This is a genomic window from Dyella japonica DSM 16301 (assembly GCF_001010355.1).
In the GTDB taxonomy this organism is placed as follows: domain Bacteria; phylum Pseudomonadota; class Gammaproteobacteria; order Xanthomonadales; family Rhodanobacteraceae; genus Dyella; species Dyella japonica.
The window spans coordinates 1-26,549 of the sequence record NZ_JPLA01000025.1 but is presented as its reverse complement, the minus strand read 5'-3'; the positions used below and the strand labels follow the sequence as shown (position 1 = coordinate 26,549).

The following is a 26,549-nucleotide window of genomic DNA, read 5'->3' as shown; positions in this document are numbered from 1 at the left end:
ATGGCACACGACTTGTTCGTCAGCTACTCGCAGCCGGACCGGCAAGCAGCGTTCGCACTCGTGCAGCGCCTGGAGGCGCGCGGCATCAGCGTCTGGATCGCCCCACGTGATGTGTCACCGGCCGCGGACTGGGCTGCCGAAATCATCGACGCCATCACCAGCGCGCGGCTGATGCTGCTGATCTTCTCCGCCAGCAGCAATGATTCGGGCCAGGTGCGGCGCGAAGTCGAGCGGGCCGTGCACAAGCAATTGCCGATACTTCCGTTTCGGCTGGAGAACGTGCTGCCCTCCAAGAGCCTGGAGTACTTCCTCAGCACCCAGCACTGGATGGATGCCTTCCCGCCACCGCTCGAGCCGCATATCGATCGCCTGTGTGCCTACCTCGAAAGCGCCCTCGGCAAGGTCGCCGTGCATGAGCGCCCCGTCGAACTGCACGCAAGCCAGCACCCTGCCCCTCCCGCCATCACGCACCCGACCGCCACCCTCGACGCGGCGCATTTGCGCCAGCTCGAAGTGGAACTCGCCAGGCACATCGGCCCGGTGGCAGCACATCTGGTACGCCGTGCCACGCAGGGCGGGGGCGACCTGGACGCGCTTGCGCAACGCCTCGCGCCTGAAATCGATGGCGAAGCGGAACGTCGGCATTTTCTTGAAGCGTGCTGGCGGATTGGCAAGGACAAATAGTCGGCCGATCGACTGGCACGCCGCACCGTTCGCCGATGAGCAGATCCATCCATGGCAAGGCGCACGGCAGCTTTCCGCTACGCTGGTATCAAAACGTATATTGCTTGCGGGCTACCCGGTTGTGTGCATCGCGATTGTCGGTGGCGGCCTGGTCGCGGATCTCCGGCTTTACGCAGACGTGGTCTCGAGGATTGGCCTCTCTCCATACGTAGCCCGAGCGACAGGTATCTTGCCCATAAGGACCGCCCCCTGGTTGCCTGCGAGTGGGCCCATCCCGATTATCAACGACCGCCTGATCGCGCACGTCAGGCTTGACGCAAACGTGATCGCCATGGAATGCCTCGCGCCACACATAGCCTTGCTTGCACGCGTCCGTGGCCTGTGCAGCGTGCACCCTGGATGAAACAGCCAATGATCCGCAAGCCAACAACGCGATTGCCAACAGCCACTTGATCGGGCTCATGAGTGCCTCCCGGCCGATTTGTCGACCCGTCACGTTACGCCATGCATCGGGCTCGACAACTGACCGAAAGTCTTAAGTACTGATCGCGCCGATCAAACTGTCTCCCGACATGTCCGCGATGCGTAGCGGCTGCCACCGTGCGATGCAGTCATGAGCCCGACGCTTTGTCATTCGCTGGGGCTGATAGATACAGGGCAGTCACGGCCGCGATTCCAAAGGCAATCGCGAGCACCACCTTGGGCCAACTCGTCGATTCGTCGGCTTCGGCAGTCAAGGCATGGAAATCCGTGGCGGTGAGGCCGCAGTAGAGGCACGCGCCGGTGAACATCAGTGCGATGGCTTTGAGGAGCAGTTGCCTGGTCATGCCAAACTCCTTCGTTCGCGTGCGAGGGCGGCTTCAGCAAGAACGGAGCGGTCGGTGACGGGTGAACCAGGCGGCAGTCTACTTCAGCTCGGACGCAGGGCCAGTGCCTCCCTGGCGGTGCCCATCGTTCGTGATCCGCCAGGGCTGGCGCACGCCGTACATCAGGATTCGCCATAGCCACTCCATCGGACCGAAGCGGTATCGCTTGAGCCACCACTGGCTGGCGATGACTTGGAGAACGTAGTCGGCCACGCCCAGGCACAGGGCGTGCGATGGACTCATCCGGCCGAAGCGACCCAGGCCATAGCCGAAGAAGATCCAGCCGAAGATCAGCGACTGGGCCAGGTAGTTGCTGAAGGCCATGCGACCAAGTGGACCCAGCACACCAAGGACACGGCTGGCGCTGGTAAACATATAAAGCACCGCGATCGCAGCCCCGTAGCCGATCGCCAGCACGGCAGGCCCCAGCGTGATCAGCACCGAGATCACCGGCGTCCAGCTGTGCCAGGCCGAGGATGGCTCCGGTGGCTCCGGCCAATTGATGCCGAATCCCAAACCCACGCCCACCGCCGCCATACCGATAAGCAGGCGACGGTAATGCTCGGGACGTCGCAGCAGACCGCTTCGCCATGCCATCACGCCCAGCAGGAACAAGGCGAATGTGCGCGGCGCGACGAGCACGTGCAGAGGGATCAAATGCGCTATTTCAGCGAGATTGAATCGGATGACGTCCGTCCATGTGCCTCCCGCATACACCGCCGTAGCCGTTTGCACATACTGCTGCAGCGAGACGCCGCTCGGCCAGAAGAACGTATCCGGCAGCCAGAACGGCAAGGCCGCATAGATCGCAAGCGCCACCGCGGCAGCCATGGCAAGAACGCGGTTTGACGCATAGAGGAAGGGCAAGGCCAGCAATCCCACCAGCGCGTATTCGGTGAGAATGTCGCCGTTCCAGATGAAGCACAGATGGATGAGGCCAAAACCAAGCAGCACCAGCAGTCGCCTGGTCAGCAGCGGGAGACGGCGCGACGTCGCCGCCAGCCGTTCGAATTGGATGGCCAGGCCCACACCGAACAGCAGTGAGAACAGCGCGAAGGCCTTCAACTCCATGCCGATGCTCACCATCGCCTGGACAGCATGATCCAGCCAGGAGCCGTCAGTCGCTGCGGGAAGAAACTGCTGGAAAATGGACACCCGAAACTCGTTGATGAGATTGACGCAGAGCACGCCGAACAGCGCCGCGCCGCGCAATACATCGATGACGACGAGGCGTCGCTCCGGACGAACGGGCCGCGCCTCCTTGATCGACTCGTGATCCGACATGACTTGCCCCTGCACTGGTCATCCCTAGCAAACCGCCATCAACCGGCGACGCCCGCTCGCCTGGAGGTACGCTCCGGCCGGCACGGCAGCGCCTATAATGGCGCACATCACTCCCTGGCACCCCAGATGACCGAACCCGTACGCCTCGCCAAACGTGTCGCCGCCCTGACCCAGTGCTCGCGACGCGAGGCGGAAATGTATATCGAAGGCGGCTGGGTGCGCGTGGATGGCGTGACGGTGGAGGAGCCGCAGTTCAAGGTGCTGGAACAGCACATCGAGATCGATCCGCACGCCAAGCTCGAGCCCGCCGAACCGGCCACCCTGGTGTTGCACAAGCCCGCCGGCGTTTCGCTCGACGAGGCCCGCGCGCTGGTCCGCGTGGAAAGCCACGCAGAGGACGACGCCTCGGGCGTGCGCCTGCTGAAGCGTCACTTCGCCCGGCTGGAATCGCCGCTGGCCCTGCCCGACGCAGCCAGCGGCCTGCTGGTGTTCACCCAGGACTGGCGGGTCAAGCGTCGCCTGCAAGAAGACTTCGACCGCCTCGAGCAGGAACTCGTGGTGGAAGTGACAGGCAAGCTGGCGCCCAACGGCCTCGCCCTGCTCAACCATGGGCTCAGCTTCGACAACTACGCGCTGCCGCCGATCAAGGTGAGCTGGCAGAACGAGACCCACCTGCGCTTCGCCTTGAAGCGGATTGCGATCGAGAAGGTCGAGCGCATGTGCAATGCGGTGGGCCTGAAGGTGTTGGCGATCAAGCGCCTGCGCATCGGCCGCGTTCCGATGTCCCGCCTGCAGCCGGGTCAATGGCGCTACCTGACGAGCAACGATCGCTTTTGATGCCGCAAGGCCGGTGGCGGGCGGGCTTCAAGGGAGCAACCCAACGAGCCCGCGATTTTGACGCGTTCTACACGTTTCCTCGACAAACAATGACCACTCGGTCCTACGCGGTACCAAGAGGGGCGCTTGAACACCACGGGGCAAAACAAGTACGAGCTGCTGGTCGACTCCGTCGTCGACTACGCCATCTGTTTGATCAATCTGGACGGCACCATTGCCAGTTGGAACATCGGCTCCGAGCGCAGCGGCGGCTACTCGGCATCCGAGGTGCTGGGCGAGCATCTGCGGATGTTCTATACCGAAGAAGCGCGCGCCGCCGGTGAACCCGAGCTGGCGCTGGTGACCGCTTTCGAAGAAGGTCGCGTGGAGACGGAGGGTTGGCGCCGCCGCAAGGATGGCACGCAGTACTGGGCCAACATGGTGCTCGACCTGGTGAAAACCGCCGACGGCACACCGATCGGCTACGCCTCGGTCACCCGCGACCTCACCGAACGCAAGCAGGCCGAAGACCGCCTGCGCCACAGCGAAGAGCAATTTCGCCTGTTGCTGCAAGGTGTCGGCGACTGCGCCATCTACATGCTCAACCAGGACGGTTTCATCACCAGCTGGAATACCGGCGCGCAACGCATCAAGGGCTATACGCGCGAGGAAATACTCGGCAAGCATCTTTCGACGTTCTACACACTCGAAGATCGCGCCGGCGGCGAGCCGCAGCGTGCCCTCGGCATCGCCGCGAGCACGGGTCGATTCGAAGCCGAAGGCTGGCGCGTGCGCAAGGACGGCACCTCGTTCTGGGCGCACGTGATCATCGACCGCATCAACGACGACGACGGCCGTCACGTGGGCTTTGCCAAGGTCACCCGCGACATCACCGCACGCCGCGATGCCGACGCCGCGCTGGCCGATGCACGCGAGGCGCTGTTCCAGTCGCAGAAGCTCGAAGCGATCGGCCAGCTCACCGGCGGCGTGGCGCACGACTTCAACAACCTGTTGATGGCGGTGATCGGCAGCCTGGAGTTGCTGGAGCCGCGGCTGTCGCATGATGCGCAGGCGCTCAATCTGCTGGGCAATGCCCTGGCCGGCGCGCGACGCGGCGCCGCCTTGACCAAGCGCATGCTGGCGTTCGCGCGCAAGCAGGAACTCAAGCCAACGGCAATCGATGTGCGCGCACTCGTGCAGGAAATCAGCAGCCTGCTGCAGCGCTCGGCCGGTCCCACCATCACCATCGACACGGTCTTTCCGCTCACGCTCCATCAGACCATGGTGGACGGCAACCAGCTGGAACTGGCCCTGCTCAACCTGGTGATGAATGCCCGCGATGCGATGCCCGAGGGCGGGCATATCATCATCACGTCCAGGAACGAGAAGATCGAGCAGGCCGGCCATCGCACCGCCTTACCGCCGGGCGACTATGTGAGTCTGGCCGTGACCGACGACGGCCACGGCATGGACGCCGCCACGCTTGAGCGCGCGGCCGAGCCGTTCTTCACCACCAAGGGCATCGGCAAGGGCACGGGCCTGGGTTTGTCGATGGTGCATGGACTGGCCGAACAGTCCGGCGGACGTCTGCTGCTGCGCAGCCAGGAGGGACGCGGCACCACCGCCGAACTATGGCTGCCCATGGCCGGGACCACGACAGCGGCGCCCGCTCGCTTGCCCGAAGCGGAGCCCGAGGCCATTGCGACCAGCGCGCAGAGCATCCTGGTGGTGGACGATGATCCGTTGATCGCGATGACCATCACGGCCGTGCTCAACGACCTGGGCCACGTCACCGTCGAAGCGCACTCCGCGCGCGAGGCGCTGGAACAGCTGTCGCAGAAAACTTTTTTCGACGTGATGATCACCGACTACGCGATGCCGGTGATGAATGGCCTGCAGCTGATCGAAGAGGTGCAGTCGCGCTGGCCTGCGTTGCCCATCATCCTGGCGTCCGGCTATGCGGAGCTGCCCGAAGGCTCGGCCAGGGACGTGCTGCGCCTGCCCAAGCCGTTCGGGCGTGCCGATCTGGTGCGTGTGGTCGAAGCCGCCGTGGCGCGGCCTGCTGCAAAGAACGCACACGTCTAGCCGGCGTCGTGTGAGTGACCTGCTTCGCTACCCAAGACGGCGCACGAGTGGCGCCGTCTTTGCGTGGACCTGCCTGCGTGAAGAGGGATCAGATGCGTCCCATCAACAACAGTATCAACAGGATGAGCAGAATCAGGCCCAGACCACCGCTGGGGTAATAGCCCCACCCGCGGCTATAGGGCCACGACGGCAGCGCGCCGATGACAAGGATGAGGATGATGATCAGCAGAATGAGAGACATGGGGTTTCCCCTCGTGGCACCGCAGCGCCAGCAATGATGAGTGTCCCAGGGCAGCAGACGCCCCGAGTAGAGTGTGCAGCGCGAAGCGTGGGCGTCGGCAGATAACGGGCGTGTCAACTTTTTACACGCGAAACGTGTAGAGCTGCGCTGCGTTTGGGTGCCGCTTAGCGTCTGTTTTGCCAGGCCCGAAGATGGGCAGCAGCAACAACAAGGGCGCAAGTGAGAGCGCGGTACACAACGACAACGCGGCAGCCCTCGTCAGCAGCGCGTCGTCGCCCACTTTGATCCCATCGAACAAGCAAACGGCAGCGCCTGCACCGGCGCTGCCGTTACCTCTGCTCCGCCCACACTTATCCGCGGAAGGGTCGACCCTCGTAGCGACGCAAGTGGTAGATCCGATGAATATGGCGCGAGCCCATCCAGCCGCCAAAGGCAGCCGCAATCAGGCCTGCTAGTCCGCTCAAAAGCAAAGTCAGCATGCCAACCGCCGCGTAGTGCTTCAGGCGATCGGCATCGCTCTTGAGCTGATCGCGCGTCGCGTTGGCGACGGGCAACCAGGTATTGACGCGCATGGTCGCCGCGTCGGTGGGCATCTCGGTCTGCGCGATCAGGATGGCGCGAGCCGTATCGGTATGCCCGGCCACCAGCGCCGCGATCAGCGCCTTTTCCGTCTGGCTGTCCGGCCGATTCTCGCGTTGCGAGCCCAGCGTGCGATGGACGTCAGTGCGAAGCACGGCCATCGGCTCGTTGTCGACCATGGCCGTGGCGCCCGCGCGGTCGCCGTGCGGCGCCTTGTGCTCATGGCTCAGCTGGCCCAGCGTGAGCGCCAGCCACAAGGTGCTTGCGGTCATCGCCACGCCCCACACCGTGATGCCATGCAGGCTGCCCATGGTGTCGTCCGCGCGACCATCGAACCAGCTGGCGAACAGACCGCCCACGAACAGCGACGCGGCCCAGGTCAGGATCATCCAGATGATCGTGCCGATGCCCAGGCCCTTGGCCGCCGCTTCCGCGTTGTGTGGATTGAATGCAGTGAACCCCAACGCGATGCCCGCGCCGTAGAGCAGTATCGCGATACCCGTCGCCACAAACCAACCCGCGAACACCGCGCTCCAACGCATCTGCGCCAGAGGATCGATGGCAATGGCGCTGCTATAGGTCGTAGCCATGGACGGTCTCCTTGAGGTCAGGCGCAGCCACGAACCAGCGCGATGAGGATCAGCACGGGAAGCGGAACGCCAAGTATCCACAGCAGGACATAGCCGATGCCGCCCCGCTGCTTCTGCGCAGGCTCCGCCGATTCGATGTTCTGGCTTTCGATAAGGTCGCTCATGCATACGCTCCAGCAAGACAACGGCAGGCTTGCCGCGTGTGGCTGGACAGTGCGACCGGTTCCGTGGACAACGTGTGAGAAACGCGAGAGATCGATGTGGGCGACGCAACGCCGGTTAACTGGCTTTCCTTATTCGCGTGCCATCTTCAGTCGGCGCAAAGGCCGCCGCGTCCCTGGGCGACCTTGCGCGTCATCGATGGGCGGCACACGCCGCCGCGCGTCAGCAACGTCAAGTATTCTTGATCGACGGATGCGGGCTATTGGACTCGCCGCACACGAACGTCAGGGGCACGCCGTACACCTTGTCACCAAAACGCGCGAACAGCTGGTAGTGCCACACGCCTTCGCTGTTCTTGTCGCAATGGTAGTTGTCGATGCTGATCTTCTTCTTGCCTTCGTAGCGCAGATTGCGAAACACCTTGTCGCTCGGCCTGCGGACCAGCCATGAGAAGCCGGGGCTATGCGGATCGTCGGCGGCACAGAACTCGCCGTCGCTCGCGTTGCCTGACAGTGTCCAGGTGATCGTATGCGGCTGGTCGTCGCTGGCCACCTTCTCGAAGGCATGATGGTGCTTGCCCTGGTTGACCACCAACAGGTTCTCCTCCCGTCCGGGCTTGGGATTGCGATAAAGCTCCACTTCGATATCGATCTTGCTGGGGTTGCTGGTTTTCATGATGAACTCCCGTCGTTGAGAGGTTGCGGTTCCCTACCCGATGGTGCTCCCGTACTCTCGACTGCCCCGGTCAGCCTGATCAGCGATCGCTGCTGTTCTGTGCCACCAACTTTTTCTGGAAGACGGTGTTGATCGGATAGGCCACGTGCGCGCGCCGCAGCACCGCCAACCACTCCGCATCGCGATAGCCGCTGCTCCATAGCTGCTGCACCAAGGGATCGGCCTTGGCTGCCTCGCCCAGCGCCAGCAGCGCGCTGGCGTGCATCGACAGCAAGCGTGGATCGCCCTGGCCGCTGGGTTGCCCCTGTGCCATCGTCACCACCTCGCGGCGCAACTGCAGGGCCGCGCCAGGGTCAGTCGTGGCTGCCGCCAACAGCAGTTGCGCGGCGCCGTTGGCCAGGACAAGGGAGCGCTCGTACGGCTGCTTGGCCAGCATGGTACGGAGCGTGTCCAGCGCGACCAGCAACTGCGCGTGCGCCTCTTCGGTCTGCCCCGCCGCCAACAGTTGCGCGGCGTGCTCGGTCTGCGCCTCGGCCTGCAGACGCGCGAGGCCGGCGTCGGTGGGGGTCTGCTTGACCAACGCTGCGGCCAGCGTGAGTGCGCGTGTGGTGAGCACGCTTGCGGCTGGCAGATCGCCATTGAGACGCCTCAGTCGCGCCAGCTGCGCCGAATAGCGGGCCGCATCTTCCTTGAAGCCGCTGTTGCTTGGACTGTTCTTGACCAGCCCTTCGGCGATATCGACCGCCTGTTGCATGTGGCGCATGCCGGTATCGTCGTCACCCACCAGGGCCAGCGTGCGGCCCAGGATGGCGCGCACCGTGAGCATCGAGTCACGCTGGCTGATGTCATCGGGATGCTGCGCAGACAAGGCCGTTTCAATCGCATCGTCCGAGCCGTACTCGGTGATGGCGCCGGCCAGGTCGCCGTGCAACAGCGCCAGTTTGCCGATGTTGTTGTGCGCGCCGCCAAGCTCGGTGGCCCAGTCGGCGCGATCGGGTTTGGCGGCGACCAGCTTGCTGGCCAGATCCAGGGCACTGCGATAGCTGACCAGGGCCTCATCAAGGCGACCGCGCGCCTCCAGTACGTGGCCCATGTTGTTGTCGACGATCTCAAGCTCCAGTTGCAGCTCCAGATCGTCCTTGGCATACGGTTCGGCGCGCAGCAGCACGCGCTGCGCTTCTTCGAAGCTGGTCTGGGCAGCGTCGAGTTCGCCCTCGAACCAGTGCGCCCGGCCGATGAAGGCAAGGATGCGCGCGTACTGCAACTGCTTGGCCGCATCGGTGGGTGCCTTCTGTGCGAGCGATGAGGCAAGCATGGCCGCGGCCCGGTACGAGGCAATCGCATCGGACAGATGGCCTTGTTCTTCCCGCACCGCGCCGATGCGCTCCAGCGCCTTGGCCCGTTGCACCAGCGCCTGCTCGGTGACGTCGGTGGTGGGCATGGCGGCGAAATACTTCATCGCCTTGTTGTCGACATCTTCCAGGATGTCCAGGTGCTCGATGCGGTGCAGCTTGTCGTTGAGGTCGCCCAGCATGAAGTCGATCAGGTCTTCCGCCTGGCGCTGTCGACGCTCGGCAGCCACCCGCGCCACGTCGGCGGCGTGGCGCGCTTGCATGGCCACGATCGCCAGCGATGCCGTCACCGCGGCGATCACCAGTGCGGCCGCGGTGATCATGCTCAGGCGTCGATTGCGCCGTTGCAGTTCGCGCTGCTTGAGGCTGTCAAAGCTGATCGCCAGCATGCCGGCAATCAGTTTCAGCTTGGCGTTGCGACGCCCATCCTTCGACGCGCGCGCATCCGCGGCGATCGGCTCGGCCTTCTCGCCGCCCAGTTCGCCATCGGCGTCGAGCTGAAAGCGCAAGGCCGGCACGAAGCACTCCTGATCGGCCTGATCGACGCGCTCGCTCGCGTTCGGCTCGCCGGCCACGATCAGACAGTAGACGTTGGCGCTGCGTCCCAGCCGCTTGAAGGCGAGCACTTCCTGTTGCACCCAATGCGAGCTGGCCGAGTGCGGTGAGCAGATCACGATGAGGTTGGCCGATTGCGCGAGCGCCTCATGCACCTCGCTGCCAAGGTCGGTGGCGCTGGCCAGTTCGTCGCGATCGCGGAAGATCGGCGCGAGTCGCCGCGGCGTCACGCCGGCAGCCGTTTGCTTGCCCACCAGGCGCGACGGCACGCGATAGGTTTCCAGCGCCTTGTGCAGCCAGCCCGCCCAGGAGGCATCCCGGTGGCTATAACTGATGAAGGCGCGGTACCGGCATGCCGGGGCTGCTGCAGGCTGCTTCATGACGCCGTGCACTCCCGAGGAAGGCCATGGCCTTCCTGGCCGGGAACGTCCGCAACCGCTGACCAGCCTGCACGGAGCCAGGCTGGAACGGGTGGCCTTCGCCCCCTCGCCACCTCCCGCCATGATATCAAGAATGTGATGCACATCACATTTTGAGGTAGGCTGCGTTTGTTTTCGCCGAGGGGAACGAGCGGGCCTTCACGCGCCCTTCTCGTCGGGGCGAACCTTGCCCTGCCACAACGGACACACCACGCGTTCGCTGGTCCGGACCGTGGCTCGCGCGGAGGTTGCCATGACACCCTTGGTGGTCGGCGTCACCAGCCATCGCAACATCGCCGCGGCTGAAATCGAGCCGATACGGCAACGCCTGCAGGCTTTCTTTGCATCGCTCAAGCGCGACTACCCGTCGCTGTCGCTGGTAGCCCTGTCCGCACTGGCCGAAGGCGGCGATCAGCTATTCGCGAGCGAAGCGTTGGCGGCGGGCGCACGCCTGGTGGTTCCACTGCCCTTGCCGCGCGAGATGTATGTCGAAGACTTCGCCGAGCCCGCGGTGCGCGAGGGATTCGATGAGCTCTTCCAACGCGCCGATGTCATCCGCCTGCCGCTGCTGAAGAGCCAGTCGCGCGAGGCCTTGCAGGCACACGGCGAAGCGCGCAATCGCCAATATGCGAAGGCCGGCGTATTCATTGCCAGTCACGCCCACATCCTGGTGTCGATCTGGGACGGCAAGGATTCCGGCCGGCTCGGCGGCACGGCGCAGATCGTGAAGTATTACCTGCACGGCTCGCTGCCCGGCATCATCGAACATCCGCGCCAGGCGCGGCACATCCTCAGCGGCGGCGACGAGCACTTGCTGTATCACATTGTCTGTTCGCGCGAAGGCGCGCAGGGTTCGGTCGCCGAAGGCCTCACCGCGCTGCAGACGCTCTGGCGCACCGGCGACCATGTGTCGCTGGAGGCCGAGCCGCCGGAAGAGTTCGACCTGATGATCCGCCACATGGTCGAGTTCAACGAGGATTGCGAGACCTACGCGCCGCAGATCGATGCGGCGGCTGACGAACATGGCGTATCACCCAGCGAAAGCACGCAAGCCGTCGACCGGCTGTTTCGATGCGCCGACTGGCTGGCCATGCATTTTCGCAAGCGCGTGCTGCTGGCGCTGCGCGTGACCTATACGCTGGCAGCGCTGATGGGTATCGCGTTCACGCTGTATGCCCACCTCACCCAACAGAACAACATGATCTACTTCTTCCTGCTGCTGTTTGCGGCAGGCGGCATCGTCGCTGCGCTCGCGCGTCGGCGCGAATGGCACCGCAAGTATCTCGACTACCGCGCACTCGCCGAGGGCCTGCGCATCCAGCTGTATTGGCGTCGCGCCGGCATCTCCAAGGACACGGACCACGAGTTTGCCCACGACAACTTCCTGCAGAAGCAGAACATCGAGCTAGGCTGGATCCGCAACGTGATGCGCGCCGTGGGCCTGCAGCCACCGGCCAAACCCGAGCCGGACGCGCTGACCCAGGTCATCAACGAATGGGTGGGCGAACCTGGCCGCTCGGGCCAGCTCCATTACTTCGAGTGCAAGACGCTGGAGAGTGCGGGCCTGCACCATCTGACCGAAACAGTGGGCTCGATCAGCCTGTGGACGGGCATCGCCATCAGCGTCTTTCTTGCGATCTTTGCGCTCAAGCTGCCCGAAGACATCAAGAACACGCTGGTGGTGATCATGGCCGTGCTGTCCATTGTTGCCGCCGTGCGCGAAGCCTACGCGTACCGCAAGGCGGACAAGGAACTCATCCGGCAATACCGCTTCATGCAGCGTATTTTCAGCGGCGCCCGCGCGGCGCTCGACCGCACCGACGATCCCGCGGAGAAGCGCGGCATCCTGCGCTCGCTGGGCGATGCCGCGCTGACCGAACATGCGGAATGGACGCTGATGCGCCGTGAGCGGCAGGTGGAGCACAGCAAGTTCTAGTCCGTGCGGTTCGAGCGACATGTCGCCCATGACAAGAACCGGATGGCCGCCGTCGCTCACCTCATGGGAACCTCCGAGTGCCACGGAGGTTCCCATGCCACGCACGCTTATGCTCGCCCTGATGTTGTCGCTAAGCGCGAACACCAACGCCGATTGCGATCTCCGCTATGCGCCACCCGATGTCCGCGCCGCCGCGCTGGCGTTTCATCATCACACCAGCGAACGCCGCCAGGCCCATACCGGCCACACGGCGCGTGCGGCTATCCAACGAGTGCCGCGCGAGGAACATGCTGAGCGGCCAGCGGTTGCCGCGATTGATCACACGCTTTCGCACTAAGTGCGGCCCGCTTCGCCCTATTCCTGCACCACGCAGCCCCAGCCATCATTGACGCCACCCATCGATTCTGCCTCGCTGGCGAGCAGGCTTTCATAGCCGCTGATGTTGTCGTGCGTGGGCACCATGAAGGGATGGGCTTGCACTTCCCACGGACGTTCCTCGTCGCCTTCGTACTCGGAGAAGGACACCTTCTGGCCGTTCCTGAGCAATAGCACCGCGAACTTCAGCGCGGCTTCTTCGGTGGGAAAGATCACCGAGAAATCGATTTCGCGCGCCACCGAGAGGTCGTCGCCCTGCTCGGCCATCTGCCGCAGCACGTCGCCGTTCTCGTCGTCCGGAAAGTCCACGTGTTCGTTCATTGCCTGTCCCGTGTGCGTGCAGCGCTGCGCGCTGGTATCAGCGCGTGGCCCAGTCTCCCGTGGAATACGGGCAACGGCAAGCGCGTGCGCGCCGCCGGCTAGGCCGGCACGCTGTAGCGAAACTCCACCCGCGTGCCGCCCGGCTCGCGCACGAAGCCGTGCATATTGCCCAGGTTTCCCACGGCCTCCGGTGGAAACTCCACTTCCACCCCGGGCCACCCGGCCACCCTGGCGAACAGCGCATGCAGCGCTTCCTCGCTGGCGACCTTGAGCGCGACATGATGCAGGCCGATGTTCTTGCGCCGGTCGAACGACTGGTGGCCATCCGCGCCATCGACCTGCCACAGCGTCAGCACGGAGGTACCGTCGGACACAAACACGGCCGGATACCCGGGGTTGCCACCGACCACCCGCCAGCCCAGGCATTGCACAAAAAACGCGCGGGAAAGCTCGATGTCGCTCACCGTCAGACCCACATGATCGATGCCGGCGGTCAGTGCGTTGCTGTCGTTCATGGGGTCGTATCCATCGTCGATGTGGCCGCGCCAGGCCCGTGCCTGGAAGCGCGGGTGGTGTTCAATGCAGGAGATCTTCCCAGTTCCTTGGCACCTTGCCTTGAGGTCCTGGCGTGGGTTGATCCAGAGGGTGGTAATGGGGCGGACGCAGCTCGGGGCCGTCGTAGGCCCGGCGCGTACGGAAGTCGTAGAACCAGGGATCGTCCGGCTCGAAATTGGCGATGACCGGATGGCCGGTTTCATGAAAGTGCTTGCTGGCGTGCTGGCTGGGAGAACTGTCGCAGCAGCCGATATGGCCGCATTGCGCGCAACGGCGCAGATGCAGCCACCAGCCGCCGGCCTTGAGACATTCGACGCAGCCTTCGCCGCTGGGTTCGGCATCCAGGTTGATGCCGCTATCCGCATGGCTCATCAGTGGCCTCCTTGACGTGATCGATGGATGGAAACGGCGCTCAGAAGCCCAGGTCGCTCAGGCTGGGATGATCGTCCGGACGGCGACCGAGCGGCCAGTGATACTTGCGCTCCGATTCGGCAATGCGCATATCGTTGATGGAGGCATGGCGATGCGTCATCAAGCCGTTCTCATCGAACTGCCAGTTCTCGTTGCCATAGCTGCGGTACCACTGGCCGGAGTCGTCGTGCCATTCGTACGCAAAGCGCACGGCAATGCGGTTGCCGGCGAAGGTCCACAGTTCCTTGATCAGGCGATAGTCGAGTTCGCGATTCCACTTGCGGGCGAGGAAGGCCTGCGCCTCCTCACGGCCATGCACGAACTCGGCGCGATTGCGCCAGTAGGTATCGGGCGAGTACGCCAGCGAGACCTTCACCGGGTCGCGACTGTTCCAGCCGTCTTCGGCAAGGCGCACTTTCTGCGCCGCCGTTTCGGCCGTGAAGGGAGGGACAGGCTGACGAACTTCCATGGCACACCTCGGGGACGGGTTGAGCGATACGCAAGCTTAGCCTGAGTAACATCCACGTCCCGCGAAGGTTGCCACAAACGCGCTACGGATCAGCGCTTGATCTCGTTCTTGTCGACGGCGCCGCCCTTCATCACGAAGCCCACGTGTTCCAGTTGCGCAACATCGTTGATCGGATCGCCGCTCACCGCCACCAGGTCGGCGTAATAGCCCGGCGCCACCGCGCCCACCTTGCCGGTCATGCCGAGCAGATCGGCGGCGTTGACGGTGGCCGCCTGGATCGCCTGCATCGGCGTCATGCCCCAGTGGGTCATCACCGCGAACTGCTTGGCGTTCCAGCCGTGCGGATAGACGCCGGCGTCGGTACCAAAGGCCATCTTTTCGCCGGCCTTCACCGCGCGCTGGAAATTCTCGCGCTGCAGGCGGCCCACCAGCCGCTCCTTCTCCACCGTGCTGGCCGGGAAGCCCTTCTTGGCGTATTCGCTCAAGATGTAGTCGTCGTTGTAGACGTCGAAATCCAGATAGGTGCCGTGCTGCTTGGCCAGCTTGAGGCCTTCCTCGTCGATCATGCTGCTGTGCTCGATCGAGTCCACGCCGGCGCGGATGGCCATCTTGATCGACTCGGCGCCGTGCGCATGCGCGGCGACCTTCTTGCCCCAGCGATGCGCTTCATCCACCACGGCGTTCATTTCTTCCTGCGAGTACTGCGGTGCACCGACCGAAGCCTCTGCGCTGAGCACGCCGGCGCTGGCCATGAACTTGATCACGTCGGCGCCGTTCTTGACGTTTTCGCGCACGCGGTGACGGATGGCATCGACGCCGTCAGCCACGCCTTCGACGCCGTGGAATTCGATCAACGGCGAGAAGCCGGTGGTGTCGTCGGCATGGCCGCCGGTGGCGCCCAGCGGCGGACCGGACACCAGCATGCGCGGACCGGCGATGTCGCCGCGATCGATCGCATTGCGCAGGGCCACGTCCACATAGTCGGGCGCACCCAGGTTGCGCACCGTGGTGAAGCCGGCATCCAGCGTGCGCCTGGCATAGATGGGCGAGAGGATCGCCGAATCAATCGAACCGCGCTTGAGCACGGCCTCGTAGTAATCGCCCTTCACCTCGCCCGGGTCGCCGGTGAGATGCACGTGGCAGTCGATCAGGCCGGGCAGCAGCGTGGCGCTGCCCAGGTCGATCACGTTGATGCCTGCCGGCACCTGGCCGTCATAGCGCACTTCGGTGATGCGCTCGCCTTCGATGATCACCAGCGGGTTGTCGCGCACGGTGCCCGCCTTGACGTCGACGAGATGCGCGGCACGCACGGCAACACGCGTTGGTGCCGGTGCCGGTGCATCGTCTGCCGACGCGGCAGCGACCGAACCCAGGCCTAGGACGATGGCGGAAAACAGGGGCAGCAAACGCATGGAGCATCTCCGTGGGCAATGACGATGACGGTGGGCGGACAGCCCGACGCCGCGCATTGCGCCACGATCTTGCGATATCCCCCTGTCGGCACCTTACCGTAAAACGCCGATCCGTCACCCGTGACGGATGGCGCATGCCAGACCACCAGAAAACGGGACCGATGCGGGGAACATCGGTCCCGCCGTCGATCAGGGCTGGCTGCCGGCCGCCTGCACGGCGGCATAGGCGTTGACGATGCCGGCACCGATCGGCTTGCTGCCGCTGGGCGTGACGTGCGGCACCGTGGCCGAGGACTTCAGCAGCTGGGTGACCTTCGCCGGTGTCAGCAGGGCCTTGCCGAGCGCAAGACGATAGCTCTGCATCAGCGCCACCACGCCCGCCACGTGCGGCGTCGCCTGCGAGGTGCCGGCCATGCCGCCATAGGTTGCCGTGGTCGGCGTGGTGGTGCCGGCATTGATGGTGGACCAGATGAAGCCGGTGGTGGCCTGGGTGCCGCTCGAGGCGTCGTTCTTGTAGACGCCGCCGCCGGGTGCAGCCAGGGTCACGATCGAACCGTAGTTGGAGTAATACGCACGCGTGCTGGTGACGCCGGTGGCGGCCACCACGACGGCACCAGCGCAGCTGGCCGGCGAGAAGTTCGCCGCATTGGCGTTGCTGTTGCCAGCGGCCACCACCACGCTGGCGCCGCGACCGATCGCGCCGGTGATCGCCTTGCCCAGCGCACTGCTCGCGGGGCAGGTGCCCGATCCACCCAGGCTCAGGCTGAGCACCTGGGCCGGATGCGCATTGGCCGGCACGCCGGAGACACTGCCGCCCGACGCCCACGTAATGGCATCGGCAATGTCGGCGTTGGAGCCACCGCAATGACCCAGCACGCGCACCGGCACCACCTGCGCGCTGAAGGCGGTGCCGACCATGCCCGTGCTGTTGTTGGTGATCTCGCCACCCGCGGTACCGAACACGTGCGTGCCGTGCCAGCTGCTGCTCTCGGCGGGCTGACCCGCGCCGCACTGGTTGGCCGTGGTCCAGTCGCCGGTGTCCCAGCCGCCGGCCACGCGACCGTTGGTGGAGCGGCCCGACACGGCGGCGCTGGTGATGAAGTCATAGCCGGCGTTGGCGAGCGAGAGATTGAGGTCCGGATGATTGGTGACGCCGGTATCGAGACTGGCGATCGTCACGCCGGTGCCATCGGCCAGCGTCCACGCCTGCTGGATATTGGCCGCGCCCCAGTTGGCGACGTTGGCGTTGAGCGTGTTGTCGAAGAAGCTCGCGCCGCTGGGTGCCAGGTAATCCCACTGATAGGCGCCGTAGTACTGATCGTTGGGCACCGTGAAAGTGGCGGCGCCTTGCGGGCGAATGCCATCCACGCGCTTGAGCATGTATTCCGGTTCCACATAGGAGACCGCGGGATCGGCGGCGATCTGCTTGATCAGCGTCGCCGCCTCGCTCGCCGAGAGTGCGCGATCGGTATGCACCAGATCGGCACCGGTGGCCAGCCTGCGCGCGTAGCGCACCGTGAGTGCACGCGGCGCGGCAAGCGTTCCCGCGCCCAGTTTCGCGCGCGATACGGCGACGCCCACGTTCTGCACCGCGACGGCGGCGTTGCCGCGTTCGGCGCTGCCGTCCTTGTACGTGATGATGAAACCGCTGTAGCTCTGATCGCTCTGCAGCGGACTGACGTCGAAATTGGCCGAAGGCGGCGGCGACGTGCCGAAATCGGCGGCAGACGCCGATGCGGACAATGCCATCAACAGGGAAACCACCAGCCAGCGCTTGTGAGTATGACGTTCCATTCGAACTCCCCATGCTTGGTTTGGGTCGAAGTGATCCCGTGACCTCCTGTCGGAATCCCACCGTGGCGGCGCCTCGATGCGTCGAGCCTTCGACGTTGATGATTACGGCGACGCGGGAGTCATCCATGACCCGCCGCGAAGACAAAGCCAACCCGCGCCGCGCGTAACGCAGCGATTCAACGAAACCGGTAACCCCAGAATCCAACGCAAACGCTCACCGCGCCGGCGGCCCCCAGGGTAGCCGGCAACGTAGCTCTCTCATGGGTGGCGCGCGTTTCGTATCCCCTCACGCAGCCACGTCGCATCCATCGGCGACCCCAGCATTGACCCATGGCACCGGTGAAGGAATCGCAAATAATTGCCGTCACCGGCGTAGGTAGACATCGCTTATGTGAGCAAGCTCACACAAGCGATGCATGTAGGCGTCGCGCTTGCGCCTATCGAACTTAATTACGACCCGGGATGGTAGGTGCGCTCGATGTGGCCCTGCAGGTCTTCAGGCCAGAAATACACCGTACGCAGATTGCCGGTGGTGTAACGCTCGGCCTCATCGTTGAAGTGCGGCGATGTCGGATGGCCGCTCTCGCCGCCTGCCGTGATGGCACGCGCGCGCACCTTGTCGCCAAACTCCACCGCGGCGACGAAGCTGTTGCCGCTGGTGCCGTAGTAGCGGCGCGTACCGGGCCAGCGATGCGCGCCGAAGGAGGCAAGCGAGCCCCAGCGCGATGAGGTGAACGGCACCGGGATGCTGGGTTTGCTGTCGTCGAACGGCTGCTGGATGTCGCCGTTGATGCGCTGGTAGCGATTGACTTCACCCCACGGCACGCCCCAGCTGCCGAAGTCCTTTTGCAGACGGTCCGACGCTTCCACCAGCGCCTGCAGACGTGCCTGGGGCCCCGCGCGCTCGGCCATGATGTCGTAGACGGAGAGCCCTTCGGATACATCGGACTTGTCGACCTTGTCCCACAAGGTATCGCCCCAGAACACCGCCAGCGAGGTGGGCATGGAGGCGATGCCCCAGCGATAGTCCCAGCCGCGCAGCAAGGCGATCGGGCCGGCGAGTTGCTTCTTCAGCGGATCGTTGGCGGGCAGCGCGTCGTAGTCCTTGAGCAGGATCGGTACCTGCCGCGCGAACGCCGGCAGATACGAATCGAACGCCGCGGTGATCAGCGAGGGCAGCGTGAAGTCGCGCTTGTCCGTCAACACCATGGTGGCGTGGATGCCGCGCGGATTCTCGCCGACGCTGTCCATATAGCGCGGATAGTTCTCGCGCTTGGGACTGTCGGGGCCGGCCGCGGAGTACGGCCAGTTGTTGGTGTTCATGATCCAGCCGTTGGCGGGATTGAGCAGATGCGGGGCGGCATCCAGCGGCAGCAGTCCCTGCCAGTCCGTCGCCGGATCGCTGCCATCGACCGGCTTGGTGTAATCGAAACGGTTGTCGCGCTTGGGGATGAATTGCGGATGCAGGTACGCGATCTCGCCCTTGTCATCGGCAAAGATGGTGTTGTTGGACGAGTTGGCCTTGAGCTCGGCGATCTTCATGAAGCTGGCGAAGTCGCTGGCCTTGGTGCGCAGCCAGCTTTGCTCCAGTGCTTCCATCGGCTTGTTCATCAGCGCGGTGGCGATCCACTTGTCGCCTTCCGCGCGCACGACCGGGCCGTGATGGGTGACATAGGTGGTGAACGTGCGCTGCGCCATCGAACCATCGGCCTTGCGGTAACGCACGGTGATCGGCCTGGCGGTGACCGGCCTAACGTCCTTGCCGTAGCGATAGCCGAGCTTGCCGCCGTCATGCACGATGGTTTCGGCAAATTCGTCCACCACGTCGGCGGTGGTCGAGGTATGCATGAAGCCGATGTGCTTGTTGAAGCCCTGGTAGATGAAGAACTGGCCCCAGGTCACGGCGCCGTACACGTCGAGTCCCGCATCACTGCTCATCTGCAGCTCGGAACGGAAGAAGAACGAGGTGTGCGGATTGATCAGCAGCAAGGCATGGCCATCGGCGGTGAGCTTCGGCGCGATGGCGATGCCGTTGGAGCCAGTGGGTTCGGCCCAGCTCGACGGCGTGTCGACGAAGGCCACGGCATCGCTGGATTTTCCGTAGAACGCCTGCAGATCCTTCAACGACACGCGCTCGATATCGCCGCCGATGCTGCCCTCGCTGAAACTCAGCGCCATCCACGGCTCGAAATGCGTGATGACGCGCGGATGCACGTCCGGATGCGTGGCGAGGTAATAGTTGAGGCCATCGGCCCAGGCGTCCATCAGCACGCGCAGCCACGCCGGACTCTTCGCGTACTGCTGCTTCAACTCGACCGGATCAATCCACAGCTGCTGGCGCAGATCGGACCAGATCGCCTGCGCGCCTTCGGCTTGCGCGAGCCAGCCCAGCGAGTTGAGGTAGTTGGTCTCGACGCGGTTGAAGTCGTCTTCGGCCTGGGTATAAGCCATGCCGAACACGGCGTCGGCATCGGTCTTGCCGTGCACGTGGGCGATGCCCCAGTCGTCGCGGGTGATGGTGACGGCGGCGGATTGGGTCTTCCAGCGGGAGGTGTCGTCGGATGCTGCGTGCGCAGTGCCGAGGCAGCCGAGGGCGAGAAGGACGGCGATTGAGAGGGGACGCTTGCCGATGGTCATGGTCTTCGGTGTCTTTTGTGTTCGAGTTCAACGGCCCGGTCCAGTCCTCCACTCCGTCATTCCGGCGAAAGCCGGAATACAGCGCCTTAGCTTTATCGCGTGGATAAGGCGCTGGATCCCGGCTTCCGCCGGGATGACGAGCTAGTGAAGTCCGGCGTTCCTGTCACGGCATGGCGTAACTGTTATTCCCCCGATCCGCATCCGGCAACTTATGCTCCGGATCCAGCGTGAGCTTCGCGATCTTCTTCGTCGTATGCAACGCCAGCTTCGGCGTCGCACTCTGCCGCCATGCTTCCACCGGCACGCGCTCGTCTTCGTGGCTGCCGTCGGCATAGTCGATGCGCAGCGTCGCGGGCATCACCAGCTTCTGCTTGCTGGCCAGCGTCACCTGCACGCCCTTGGCCGGGTCGTTGTCGACATAGCTGGCCGCGCTGATGCCCATGTCCAGCTGCCAGTTGTTGAGGTACCAGCCGCGCCACCACCACGACAGATCCTCGCCCGCTTCGCTGCTCATGAAGCGGAAGAAGTCCGACGGCGTGGGATGGTGATACGCCCAGGTAGCGATGTATTTGCGGAAGGCCGGATCGAAGCGCTCCGGACCCAGGATCTGCTCGCGCAACAGCACCAGGCCCAGCGCGCCCTTGAAGTAGCTCACCGGGTGGCGGTACTTCTCCGCAACTGAATCGGCAGGCGCCATCAGCGTGGGCGCATTGGCATCGGCCAGCAGCGGCAGGATCTCGTCGACCGGATTGCCGCCCTTGGGCGCGTACTCGCCATCGCGCTTGGGCGCGAACTCGCCCTTGTTGAACGCGTCCGATGCATACACGTCGATGAAGGTGTTGAAGCCTTCGTCCATGAAGGCGTTGCGGCGTTCGTTGGAGCCCACCACCATCGGGAACCAGGTGTGGCCGATTTCGTGCGCGGTGATCCAGAACAGCATCGGGCCCTTGTCGTCGTAGCCGTCGAACACGATGCCCGGATATTCCATGCCCGCGCCGTGGCCACCAAGATTGACCGCCACCGGCCACGGATACGGATACCACTTCGAGGAGAAGTGCTCGATCGCGCCCTTGACGTATTCGCTGGAGCGATTCCACTGGTCCTTGCCCACGCCTTCCTGCGGATACACCGACATGGCGAGCGCATGCTTGCCATCAGGCAGGTTGATGCGCGCGGCATCCCACACGAAGGCCGGCGATGCGGCGAAGGCCACGTCGCGGGTGTGCTCCATGTGGAAGCGCCAGGTCTGCGTGCCGCTCTGCTTCGGGCGACTGGCGGGGTCGTTCACCTCCTGCGGCGAACGGATCATCACCGTGCTGTCGCTCTGCGCCGCCTGTGCGAGGCGCTTCTGCTGCGTGGCAGTGAGCACCTCGGTGGGGTTCGTCAGCGCGCCGGAACCGGCGACGAGGTAATTCCACGGCACGGTGACGGCGTAATCGATATCGCCATATTCGAGGTAGAACTCCGAGCCGAGGTAAGGCTGCGTATCCCATCCACGCAGATCGTCGTAGACGGCCATGCGCGGGAACCACTGGGCGATCTCGTAGATGTCGCCGTTCTTGGTGGGCGTGACGGCGGTGCGGCCGCCCCAGGTGCCCGGCACGGTGTAGTGATAGCGGATGCGCAGCTTGGCCTGCTTGCCGTTGCCGGCCAGCGCCTGGCCCAGGTCCACGCGCAGGCGCGTATCGTCGACCAGGAAGTGCACGGGCTTGCCGTCCACCTCCACCGCTTCGATCTGGTAGCCGTCGGTGAAATCGTTGCGCGGACGCGGCGAGGAGAGCGTGCCGCGCGAATCGCGGCGATAGATGTTCTGGTCCAGCTGCACCCACAGCACGTCCAGCGCATCGGGGCTGCGGTTCGTATAGGTGATGGTTTCATCGCCGCGCAGCGTGTGCGAGGCCGGGTCGATGTCTGCCTGGATCGCATAGTCCACGCGGTTCTGCCAGAACTGGGGCCCCGGCTTGCCGGCGCCGTCGCGGAACGCGTTGGGCGCGTCGGGCAGTACGAGCGGCGCAAACAGCGCCTGGGGATCGAACGCGGCGTCCGTGCCGTCGGCGAAGGCGGGCGCGCAGCGGGCGCCAGCCGCAAGCAGGCCCGCCGCTATGGCGCAGCCCAGGACGAGTTTCTTCATCAGGCGTTTTCCTCGGGATTCCCCAGCATTCCACCCGACAATATAGGCAGTGGGGCGGCGGATGAACCGGGTCAGTGGTCATGGACGGCGGCGCAGCTTCATGCGGATCGGTCCAGGGCCGCGCCCCCGAGGCGGTACAATGGCGCCATGAGTACCCCCGAACATTCCCCGCTCGGCAAGACCACGGTCTACGCCGACCGCTACGACCCTGCCCTGCTGTTCCCCATCCCGCGCCAGGCCAAGCGCGACGAGATCGGCGTCGCCGAGCCCCTGCCGTTCCACGGCGAGGACGTCTGGAACGCCTACGAGCTGTCCTGGCTGGATATGCGTGGCAAGCCGGTGGTGGCGCTGGCCGAATTCCGCGTACCGGCCAGCTCGCCCAACATCATCGAGTCGAAGTCGTTCAAGCTTTATCTCAATGGCTTCTCGCAGGAGCGCATGGCCGGCGGCGACGCCCTGGCGGCCATCCTCGTGCGCGATCTCTCGGCCGCCGCCGGCGCCCCGGTGGAAGTGACGCTGAGCCACGCGCAGGCGCGCGGCCATGCCGTCACCGATCTACCGGGCACGCTGGTGGATGAGCTGGCCATCGAGATCGACGACTACGGTCCGCCGCGTGCGGATTATCTGATGACCAACGAGCATGCCCCCGTGGTCGAGGAAAGCCTGGTCTCCAACCTGCTGCGTTCCAATTGCCCGGTGACCGGCCAGCCCGACTGGGGCAGCGTGCAGATCCATTACCGCGGCGCGCCGATCGATCATGCCGGCCTGCTGCGCTACCTGGTTTCGTTCCGCAACCACAACGAATTCCACGAGCAGTGCGTGGAGCGGATTTTCGTGGACGTGATGGAACGCTGCCGCCCGCAGCATCTGAGCGTCTATGCGCGCTATACGCGGCGCGGCGGCCTGGACATCAACCCTTATCGCAGCACCGGCAGCGAGCGTCCCGGCAATCCGCGCGGTGCACGCCAGTAAGCCCATCGTGAAGGCGGCGTGGATGCAGAAAACCACGGTAATCGCAGCTTCAGACCGTGGAAGCTAGCCTCCCACTGGCAAGGCGCCCGGCATCATCCGCCGGGTGCGTGTCCGCCACCAGCCACGGGGTCAGTCATGAATATCCAGCCACGTAAGACGGCTTTGTACTGCGCGACCCTTGCCGGACTGCTAGTGCTGAGCGCGTGCGGCAAGAACCAGGAAGCCTCCAACACCACGCCCACGGCGCCAGCGTCCAGCGCCCCCGCGCCTGCCGCCCCGGCACCCTCGGCCAGTACGCCGATGCCGGCGCCGTCGAGCGCGCCATCGCCAACCAGCACGGCGCCCGCACCCGCGGAGACCACCGGAAAGTCGGCCAGCATCCAGACCGGCGGCGAGATCAAGGTGGCCGCCGTCACCCTGGGCAGCCAGGTCGACGCGGCACATGCCATCAGCAAGGAACAGCGTCGTTTCGCGCCGGAAGACCAGGCCATCTACGCCAGTGTGGCCACCATCGGCACCACCGACAACGCCACCTTGAACGCCAAGTGGAGCTACGTCGACGGCAAGGACGAGGCCTTCAGCAGCACCAGCGAATCCATCGCCACCGACGGCCCCGCGATCACCACGTTCAAGGTGCAGAACCCCAATGCGTGGCCCAAGGGCAAGTACAAGGTGGTGATCTCGCTCAATGGCAGGCCCGTGGCGTCGGAAGATTTCGAAGTACGCAGCTAGGCCGGTGGTTGCGCAAGAAAAAGGCGCCTTTACGGCGCCTTTTTTGTGGCTGCGCGGGAGGGCTACAAGGCACGCTTCCATTTGTGCACGCGTATGCCTGCGATCACCTGCAGCACGCCGTAGACCAGCGCAGCCACGCCGATCCAGATCGCCACGGTGAGCAGGCCGGCCACCGGATAGGCGGCGAACAGACCGCCCAGCAGGATGGCCAGCACGCCACTCAAGGCAATCATCCACTCGCCGGTGATCTCCTTGCGCACGCGGATGGCGAACACGATGCGGTAGATGCCCGCCACGATCAGCCACGCCGCCAGGAACAGCAGCAGCACGTTGACCACGGCCAGGGGATGCCAGATCGCCAGCAGTCCAAACACAATGGAGGCGATCGCATAGACGATCAGCCAGCCGCGCGACATCGCCAGGTGGCGATTGAACAAGGCGAACACGCTGATGATGCCTTCCGCCAACGCCATCACACCAAACGCCCAGGTCAGCGCAATCACCGTGCCGCCGGGCCACACCAGCGCGCTGATGCCGAACAGGATGGAGATGACGCCGTAGAACACCAGCAACCAGCCTGTGCGGCTGACGCCCCGATGCAGGATGGAACTCATAGTCGCGACCCTCCTTGAAGTTGAATGGCGGGCACATCGGCCCGCAGACACCCACGACCCAGGCAGGAACCAGGCAGCCCGTCCCCTTCGTCGCGGGAGCGTCCGAGACAGCATCGACGCATCCGGCGTGTCGACGCAATGCGAATGCCGTCTCAGCGGCCTTCAGAGGGGGTGAATTCCGGCCAAGGCGACAACATGGATGGCACGTGCACTTAACCCGTGGCTTGCTTGAATGGTCTTGCGATACGCACTGCACGATGGGCCATCCATCGAGGACTCACCTTGAAAAAGGCCACTATCCAGGGCCGTGGCAAGCAGCCCGGCGGCCAGATCAAGCAGCACTGGGGCAAGCTCACGGCGGACGATTTGAGAATCGCCGAAGGCAATGCCGAATATCTATCGGGCAAGCTGCAGCAGCGCGACGGCATCGCGCGCGACAAGGCCGATCAGCAGGTGAAGGCCTTCGAGAAGCAGCTATGTCACTCGCAGGGCTCGCGCTGAGCGACAGTTACAAAGCTCACAAGGTGTCAAGCGGTATCTTCAGATAGCTGGTGCCGTTGTCTTCCGACGGCGGCAAACGACCCGCACGCATGTTCACCTGCACCGCCGGGAGCAGCAGTCGCGGCATCGGGAGCGTGGCATCGCGCGTGCTGCGCATGCGCACGAAGTCCTCCTCATCGCTGCCTGCCCGCACATGGATGTTGGCCCGGCACTCATCACCCACCGTGGTTTCATGCGAGAAGACGTCGCGACCCGGCGCCTTGTAGTCGTGGCACAGGAACACGCGCGTTTCGTCCGGCAGGGTGAATATCCGCTGGATGGATCGGTATAGCGTGCGCGCATCACCGCCGGGAAAATCGCAGCGTGCCGTGCCGTAGTCCGGCATGAACAAGGTGTCGCCAACGAACGCCGCATCGCCGATCACGTGCGTCATGCACGCCGGCGTATGACCCGGCGTATGCATCGCCACCGCCTCGATGCCGCCGACGCGATAACGCTCGCCGTCCTTGAACAGATGATCGAACTGGCTGCCGTCGCGCTGGAACGCCGCGCCGGCGTTGAAGATCTTGCCGAACGTCTCCTGCACCTCACGGATATGCTCGCCAATGGCCAGCTTGCCGCCAAGCACGGACTGCACGTAGGGCGCCGCGGAAAGATGATCCGCATGCACATGGGTATCGATGACCCATTCGAGCTCCAGCCCCTGTGCCTTGACGAAGTCGATCATGGCGTTGGCCGAATCGCGCCGCGTGCGCCCGGAGACGGCGTCGTAATCCAGCACGCTGTCGATCACCGCCGCCTTGCGCGTCGCCGGATCAGCCACGACGTAGCTGAAGGTGTTGGTCGACTCGTCGAAGAAGGCCTTTACCTCGGGTCGCTGCACGGCTTGCTACTCGTGTCCATGGCGGCTCATTGGAACGCATGAGGCATCGCGATGCCAGCGGCCAATAGCCATAGCGACCCGCTCGGCGCATCGCGCAGGAGCAGGTACAGGGTCAGAAGATGGCGCGCCCGGAGGGATTCGAACCCCCGACCAATGGCTTCGGAAGCCACTACTCTATCCGGCTGAGCTACGGGCGCATAAGCGTCGGCGCGTGCATGGAACCGGGGCTCCGGGGCACGGCGAGGGCGCAGTATAGCGGAGTTGGGGGCGAGAGCCCATGCGCTGACGTGCCCCGCTGTCTGTGGGAGCGCACCCTGTGCGCGACTGCCACGCCCGGGTGTATCGCTCCGTAGGCCTGTCGCGCACAGGGTGCGCTCCCACAAAGAGCCGACCGGCAATGTTGACCACCCCACGGCGTGCGCACCCTTGTAGGAGCGCACCTTGTGCGCGACCGCAGCGCTGGGGTGTACCTCTTCGTAGGTTGGTCGCGCACAGGGG

The 26,549-nt window shown here is 64.6% G+C and carries 26 protein-coding genes and 1 tRNA gene; 8 read left to right on the top strand and 19 right to left on the bottom strand.

Features of this window, described 5'->3' with window-relative positions; all coding sequences use genetic code 11:
- On the top strand, positions 1 to 684 hold the full coding sequence (locus Y882_RS18890) for a toll/interleukin-1 receptor domain-containing protein (RefSeq protein ID WP_052949884.1): 684 nt from the start codon (positions 1 to 3) through the stop codon (positions 682 to 684).
- Positions 685 to 772: 88 nt separating this feature from the next.
- On the opposite strand, the gene Y882_RS20020 is transcribed toward Y882_RS18890, so the two are convergent.
- The 3 genes from Y882_RS20020 to Y882_RS10030 all read right to left on the bottom strand — a co-directional run bounded on the left by Y882_RS20020 (position 773) and on the right by Y882_RS10030 (position 2,834).
- Positions 773 to 1,147 (bottom strand): hypothetical protein, encoded by a 375-nt coding sequence (locus Y882_RS20020; RefSeq protein WP_156171394.1) that lies wholly within the window; start codon positions 1,145 to 1,147, stop codon positions 773 to 775.
- A gap of 148 nt (positions 1,148 to 1,295) precedes the next feature.
- Positions 1,296 to 1,511, bottom strand: coding sequence for a hypothetical protein (locus Y882_RS10035; RefSeq protein WP_046971778.1), 216 nt, complete (start codon positions 1,509 to 1,511; stop codon positions 1,296 to 1,298).
- 78 nt (positions 1,512 to 1,589) lie between these two features.
- The gene (locus tag Y882_RS10030) at positions 1,590 to 2,834 is read right to left on the bottom strand and encodes a DUF418 domain-containing protein (RefSeq protein WP_046971777.1); all 1,245 of its coding nucleotides are present in this window, start codon (positions 2,832 to 2,834) and stop codon (positions 1,590 to 1,592) included.
- Positions 2,835 to 2,960: 126 nt separating this feature from the next.
- On the opposite strand from Y882_RS10030, the gene Y882_RS10025 reads away from it, so the two are divergent.
- Positions 2,961 to 3,671 (top strand): rRNA pseudouridine synthase, encoded by a 711-nt coding sequence (locus tag Y882_RS10025; protein WP_046971776.1) that lies wholly within the window; start codon positions 2,961 to 2,963, stop codon positions 3,669 to 3,671.
- A 126-nt stretch (positions 3,672 to 3,797) separates the two neighbouring features.
- Positions 3,798 to 5,735: a hybrid sensor histidine kinase/response regulator gene (locus Y882_RS10020; protein WP_046971775.1), complete on the top strand. Its 1,938-nt coding sequence runs from the start codon at positions 3,798 to 3,800 to the stop codon at positions 5,733 to 5,735.
- Positions 5,736 to 5,823: 88 nt separating this feature from the next.
- On the opposite strand, the gene Y882_RS19315 is transcribed toward Y882_RS10020, so the two are convergent.
- The 5 genes from Y882_RS19315 to Y882_RS10005 form a co-directional block, all read right to left on the bottom strand.
- The gene (locus Y882_RS19315) at positions 5,824 to 5,976 is read right to left on the bottom strand and encodes a DUF3309 family protein (protein ID WP_082121058.1); all 153 of its coding nucleotides are present in this window, start codon (positions 5,974 to 5,976) and stop codon (positions 5,824 to 5,826) included.
- Positions 5,977 to 6,326: 350 nt separating this feature from the next.
- Complete coding sequence (locus tag Y882_RS10015) at positions 6,327 to 7,145, bottom strand: hypothetical protein (protein WP_046971774.1); 819 nt, start codon at positions 7,143 to 7,145, stop codon at positions 6,327 to 6,329.
- A 17-nt stretch (positions 7,146 to 7,162) separates the two neighbouring features.
- The gene (locus Y882_RS20510; RefSeq protein WP_169748743.1) at positions 7,163 to 7,309 is read right to left on the bottom strand and encodes a hypothetical protein; all 147 of its coding nucleotides are present in this window, start codon (positions 7,307 to 7,309) and stop codon (positions 7,163 to 7,165) included.
- 229 nt (positions 7,310 to 7,538) lie between these two features.
- Entirely contained in the window at positions 7,539 to 7,982 is a 444-nt protein-coding gene (locus Y882_RS10010; protein WP_046971773.1) for a hypothetical protein, read from the bottom strand.
- Between the two features lie 79 nt (positions 7,983 to 8,061).
- Entirely contained in the window at positions 8,062 to 10,269 is a 2,208-nt protein-coding gene (locus tag Y882_RS10005; protein WP_046971772.1) for a TIR domain-containing protein, read from the bottom strand.
- A 292-nt stretch (positions 10,270 to 10,561) separates the two neighbouring features.
- Between Y882_RS10005 and Y882_RS10000 the strand changes: the two genes are divergently transcribed.
- Together Y882_RS10000 and Y882_RS20015 are read left to right on the top strand one after the other, a co-directional pair.
- Positions 10,562 to 12,244 carry a DUF4231 domain-containing protein gene (locus Y882_RS10000; RefSeq protein WP_046971771.1) on the top strand — a complete coding sequence of 561 codons (1,683 nt, stop codon included), beginning with the start codon at positions 10,562 to 10,564 and terminating at the stop codon, positions 12,242 to 12,244.
- A gap of 94 nt (positions 12,245 to 12,338) precedes the next feature.
- Positions 12,339 to 12,581, top strand: a complete 243-nt coding sequence (locus Y882_RS20015; RefSeq protein ID WP_156171392.1) for a hypothetical protein — start codon at positions 12,339 to 12,341, stop codon at positions 12,579 to 12,581.
- Between the two features lie 17 nt (positions 12,582 to 12,598).
- Here Y882_RS20015 and Y882_RS09990 read toward each other — a convergent pair whose 3' ends face one another.
- From Y882_RS09990 to Y882_RS09955, 8 genes are all read right to left on the bottom strand, one after another.
- The gene (locus Y882_RS09990) at positions 12,599 to 12,940 is read right to left on the bottom strand and encodes a ribonuclease E inhibitor RraB (RefSeq protein ID WP_046971769.1); all 342 of its coding nucleotides are present in this window, start codon (positions 12,938 to 12,940) and stop codon (positions 12,599 to 12,601) included.
- A gap of 98 nt (positions 12,941 to 13,038) precedes the next feature.
- Positions 13,039 to 13,455: a VOC family protein gene (locus tag Y882_RS09985; RefSeq protein WP_046971768.1), complete on the bottom strand. Its 417-nt coding sequence runs from the start codon at positions 13,453 to 13,455 to the stop codon at positions 13,039 to 13,041.
- Positions 13,456 to 13,516: 61 nt separating this feature from the next.
- On the bottom strand, positions 13,517 to 13,867 hold the full coding sequence (locus Y882_RS09980; protein ID WP_046971767.1) for a UBP-type zinc finger domain-containing protein: 351 nt from the start codon (positions 13,865 to 13,867) through the stop codon (positions 13,517 to 13,519).
- A gap of 40 nt (positions 13,868 to 13,907) precedes the next feature.
- Positions 13,908 to 14,375 carry a nuclear transport factor 2 family protein gene (locus Y882_RS09975; protein WP_046971766.1) on the bottom strand — a complete coding sequence of 156 codons (468 nt, stop codon included), beginning with the start codon at positions 14,373 to 14,375 and terminating at the stop codon, positions 13,908 to 13,910.
- An 89-nt stretch (positions 14,376 to 14,464) separates the two neighbouring features.
- Entirely contained in the window at positions 14,465 to 15,787 is a 1,323-nt protein-coding gene (locus Y882_RS09970) for a Xaa-Pro dipeptidase (protein ID WP_052949883.1), read from the bottom strand.
- Between the two features lie 189 nt (positions 15,788 to 15,976).
- On the bottom strand, positions 15,977 to 17,581 hold the full coding sequence (locus Y882_RS09965) for a S8 family serine peptidase (RefSeq protein WP_046971765.1): 1,605 nt from the start codon (positions 17,579 to 17,581) through the stop codon (positions 15,977 to 15,979).
- A 450-nt stretch (positions 17,582 to 18,031) separates the two neighbouring features.
- Positions 18,032 to 20,218 (bottom strand): penicillin acylase family protein, encoded by a 2,187-nt coding sequence (locus tag Y882_RS09960; protein WP_046971764.1) that lies wholly within the window; start codon positions 20,216 to 20,218, stop codon positions 18,032 to 18,034.
- A gap of 163 nt (positions 20,219 to 20,381) precedes the next feature.
- The gene (locus Y882_RS09955) at positions 20,382 to 22,349 is read right to left on the bottom strand and encodes a M1 family metallopeptidase (RefSeq protein ID WP_046971763.1); all 1,968 of its coding nucleotides are present in this window, start codon (positions 22,347 to 22,349) and stop codon (positions 20,382 to 20,384) included.
- Between the two features lie 147 nt (positions 22,350 to 22,496).
- Here Y882_RS09955 and queF point away from each other — a divergent pair, with 147 nt between their 5' ends.
- Both queF and Y882_RS09945 read left to right on the top strand, forming a co-directional pair.
- Positions 22,497 to 23,321, top strand: a complete 825-nt coding sequence (gene queF, locus Y882_RS09950) for an NADPH-dependent 7-cyano-7-deazaguanine reductase QueF (RefSeq protein ID WP_046971762.1) — start codon at positions 22,497 to 22,499, stop codon at positions 23,319 to 23,321.
- A 135-nt stretch (positions 23,322 to 23,456) separates the two neighbouring features.
- A complete protein-coding gene (locus Y882_RS09945; RefSeq protein WP_046971761.1) occupies positions 23,457 to 24,053 on the top strand; it encodes a hypothetical protein in 597 nt (198 codons plus the stop codon).
- Positions 24,054 to 24,115: 62 nt separating this feature from the next.
- On the opposite strand, the gene Y882_RS09940 is transcribed toward Y882_RS09945, so the two are convergent.
- The gene (locus Y882_RS09940; protein ID WP_046971760.1) at positions 24,116 to 24,667 is read right to left on the bottom strand and encodes an HdeD family acid-resistance protein; all 552 of its coding nucleotides are present in this window, start codon (positions 24,665 to 24,667) and stop codon (positions 24,116 to 24,118) included.
- Between the two features lie 282 nt (positions 24,668 to 24,949).
- Here Y882_RS09940 and Y882_RS09935 point away from each other — a divergent pair, with 282 nt between their 5' ends.
- The gene (locus Y882_RS09935; protein WP_046971759.1) at positions 24,950 to 25,168 is read left to right on the top strand and encodes a CsbD family protein; all 219 of its coding nucleotides are present in this window, start codon (positions 24,950 to 24,952) and stop codon (positions 25,166 to 25,168) included.
- Positions 25,169 to 25,184: 16 nt separating this feature from the next.
- Here the strand turns inward: Y882_RS09935 and Y882_RS09930 are convergent, their stop codons facing one another.
- Both Y882_RS09930 and Y882_RS09925 read right to left on the bottom strand, forming a co-directional pair.
- Positions 25,185 to 26,051, bottom strand: coding sequence for an MBL fold metallo-hydrolase (locus Y882_RS09930; protein WP_046971758.1), 867 nt, complete (start codon positions 26,049 to 26,051; stop codon positions 25,185 to 25,187).
- Between the two features lie 120 nt (positions 26,052 to 26,171).
- Positions 26,172 to 26,248: transfer RNA gene (locus Y882_RS09925), tRNA-Arg, on the bottom strand.
- Between the last annotated feature and the right edge of the window lie 301 nt (positions 26,249 to 26,549).

Excerpts from the sequence above, each read along its gene's own strand:
- Y882_RS18890 (WP_052949884.1), top strand. The coding sequence starts at position 1 with ATGGCACACGACTTGTTCGTCAGCTACTCGCAGCCGGACCGGCAAGCA.
- Y882_RS20020 (WP_156171394.1), bottom strand. The coding sequence starts at position 1,147 with ATGAGCCCGATCAAGTGGCTGTTGGCAATCGCGTTGTTGGCTTGCGGA.
- Y882_RS10035 (WP_046971778.1), bottom strand. The coding sequence starts at position 1,511 with ATGACCAGGCAACTGCTCCTCAAAGCCATCGCACTGATGTTCACCGGC.
- Y882_RS10030 (WP_046971777.1), bottom strand. The coding sequence starts at position 2,834 with ATGTCGGATCACGAGTCGATCAAGGAGGCGCGGCCCGTTCGTCCGGAG.
- Y882_RS10025 (WP_046971776.1), top strand. The coding sequence starts at position 2,961 with ATGACCGAACCCGTACGCCTCGCCAAACGTGTCGCCGCCCTGACCCAG.
- Y882_RS19315 (WP_082121058.1), bottom strand. The coding sequence starts at position 5,976 with ATGTCTCTCATTCTGCTGATCATCATCCTCATCCTTGTCATCGGCGCG.
- Y882_RS10015 (WP_046971774.1), bottom strand. The coding sequence starts at position 7,145 with ATGGCTACGACCTATAGCAGCGCCATTGCCATCGATCCTCTGGCGCAG.
- Y882_RS20510 (WP_169748743.1), bottom strand. The coding sequence starts at position 7,309 with ATGAGCGACCTTATCGAAAGCCAGAACATCGAATCGGCGGAGCCTGCG.
- Y882_RS10010 (WP_046971773.1), bottom strand. The coding sequence starts at position 7,982 with ATGAAAACCAGCAACCCCAGCAAGATCGATATCGAAGTGGAGCTTTAT.
- Y882_RS10005 (WP_046971772.1), bottom strand. The coding sequence starts at position 10,269 with ATGAAGCAGCCTGCAGCAGCCCCGGCATGCCGGTACCGCGCCTTCATC.
- Y882_RS10000 (WP_046971771.1), top strand. The coding sequence starts at position 10,562 with ATGACACCCTTGGTGGTCGGCGTCACCAGCCATCGCAACATCGCCGCG.
- Y882_RS20015 (WP_156171392.1), top strand. The coding sequence starts at position 12,339 with ATGCCACGCACGCTTATGCTCGCCCTGATGTTGTCGCTAAGCGCGAAC.
- Y882_RS09990 (WP_046971769.1), bottom strand. The coding sequence starts at position 12,940 with ATGAACGAACACGTGGACTTTCCGGACGACGAGAACGGCGACGTGCTG.
- Y882_RS09985 (WP_046971768.1), bottom strand. The coding sequence starts at position 13,455 with ATGAACGACAGCAACGCACTGACCGCCGGCATCGATCATGTGGGTCTG.
- Y882_RS09980 (WP_046971767.1), bottom strand. The coding sequence starts at position 13,867 with ATGAGCCATGCGGATAGCGGCATCAACCTGGATGCCGAACCCAGCGGC.
- Y882_RS09975 (WP_046971766.1), bottom strand. The coding sequence starts at position 14,375 with ATGGAAGTTCGTCAGCCTGTCCCTCCCTTCACGGCCGAAACGGCGGCG.
- Y882_RS09970 (WP_052949883.1), bottom strand. The coding sequence starts at position 15,787 with ATGCGTTTGCTGCCCCTGTTTTCCGCCATCGTCCTAGGCCTGGGTTCG.
- Y882_RS09965 (WP_046971765.1), bottom strand. The coding sequence starts at position 17,581 with ATGGAACGTCATACTCACAAGCGCTGGCTGGTGGTTTCCCTGTTGATG.
- Y882_RS09960 (WP_046971764.1), bottom strand. The coding sequence starts at position 20,218 with ATGACCATCGGCAAGCGTCCCCTCTCAATCGCCGTCCTTCTCGCCCTC.
- Y882_RS09955 (WP_046971763.1), bottom strand. The coding sequence starts at position 22,349 with ATGAAGAAACTCGTCCTGGGCTGCGCCATAGCGGCGGGCCTGCTTGCG.
- queF (WP_046971762.1), top strand. The coding sequence starts at position 22,497 with ATGAGTACCCCCGAACATTCCCCGCTCGGCAAGACCACGGTCTACGCC.
- Y882_RS09945 (WP_046971761.1), top strand. The coding sequence starts at position 23,457 with ATGAATATCCAGCCACGTAAGACGGCTTTGTACTGCGCGACCCTTGCC.
- Y882_RS09940 (WP_046971760.1), bottom strand. The coding sequence starts at position 24,667 with ATGAGTTCCATCCTGCATCGGGGCGTCAGCCGCACAGGCTGGTTGCTG.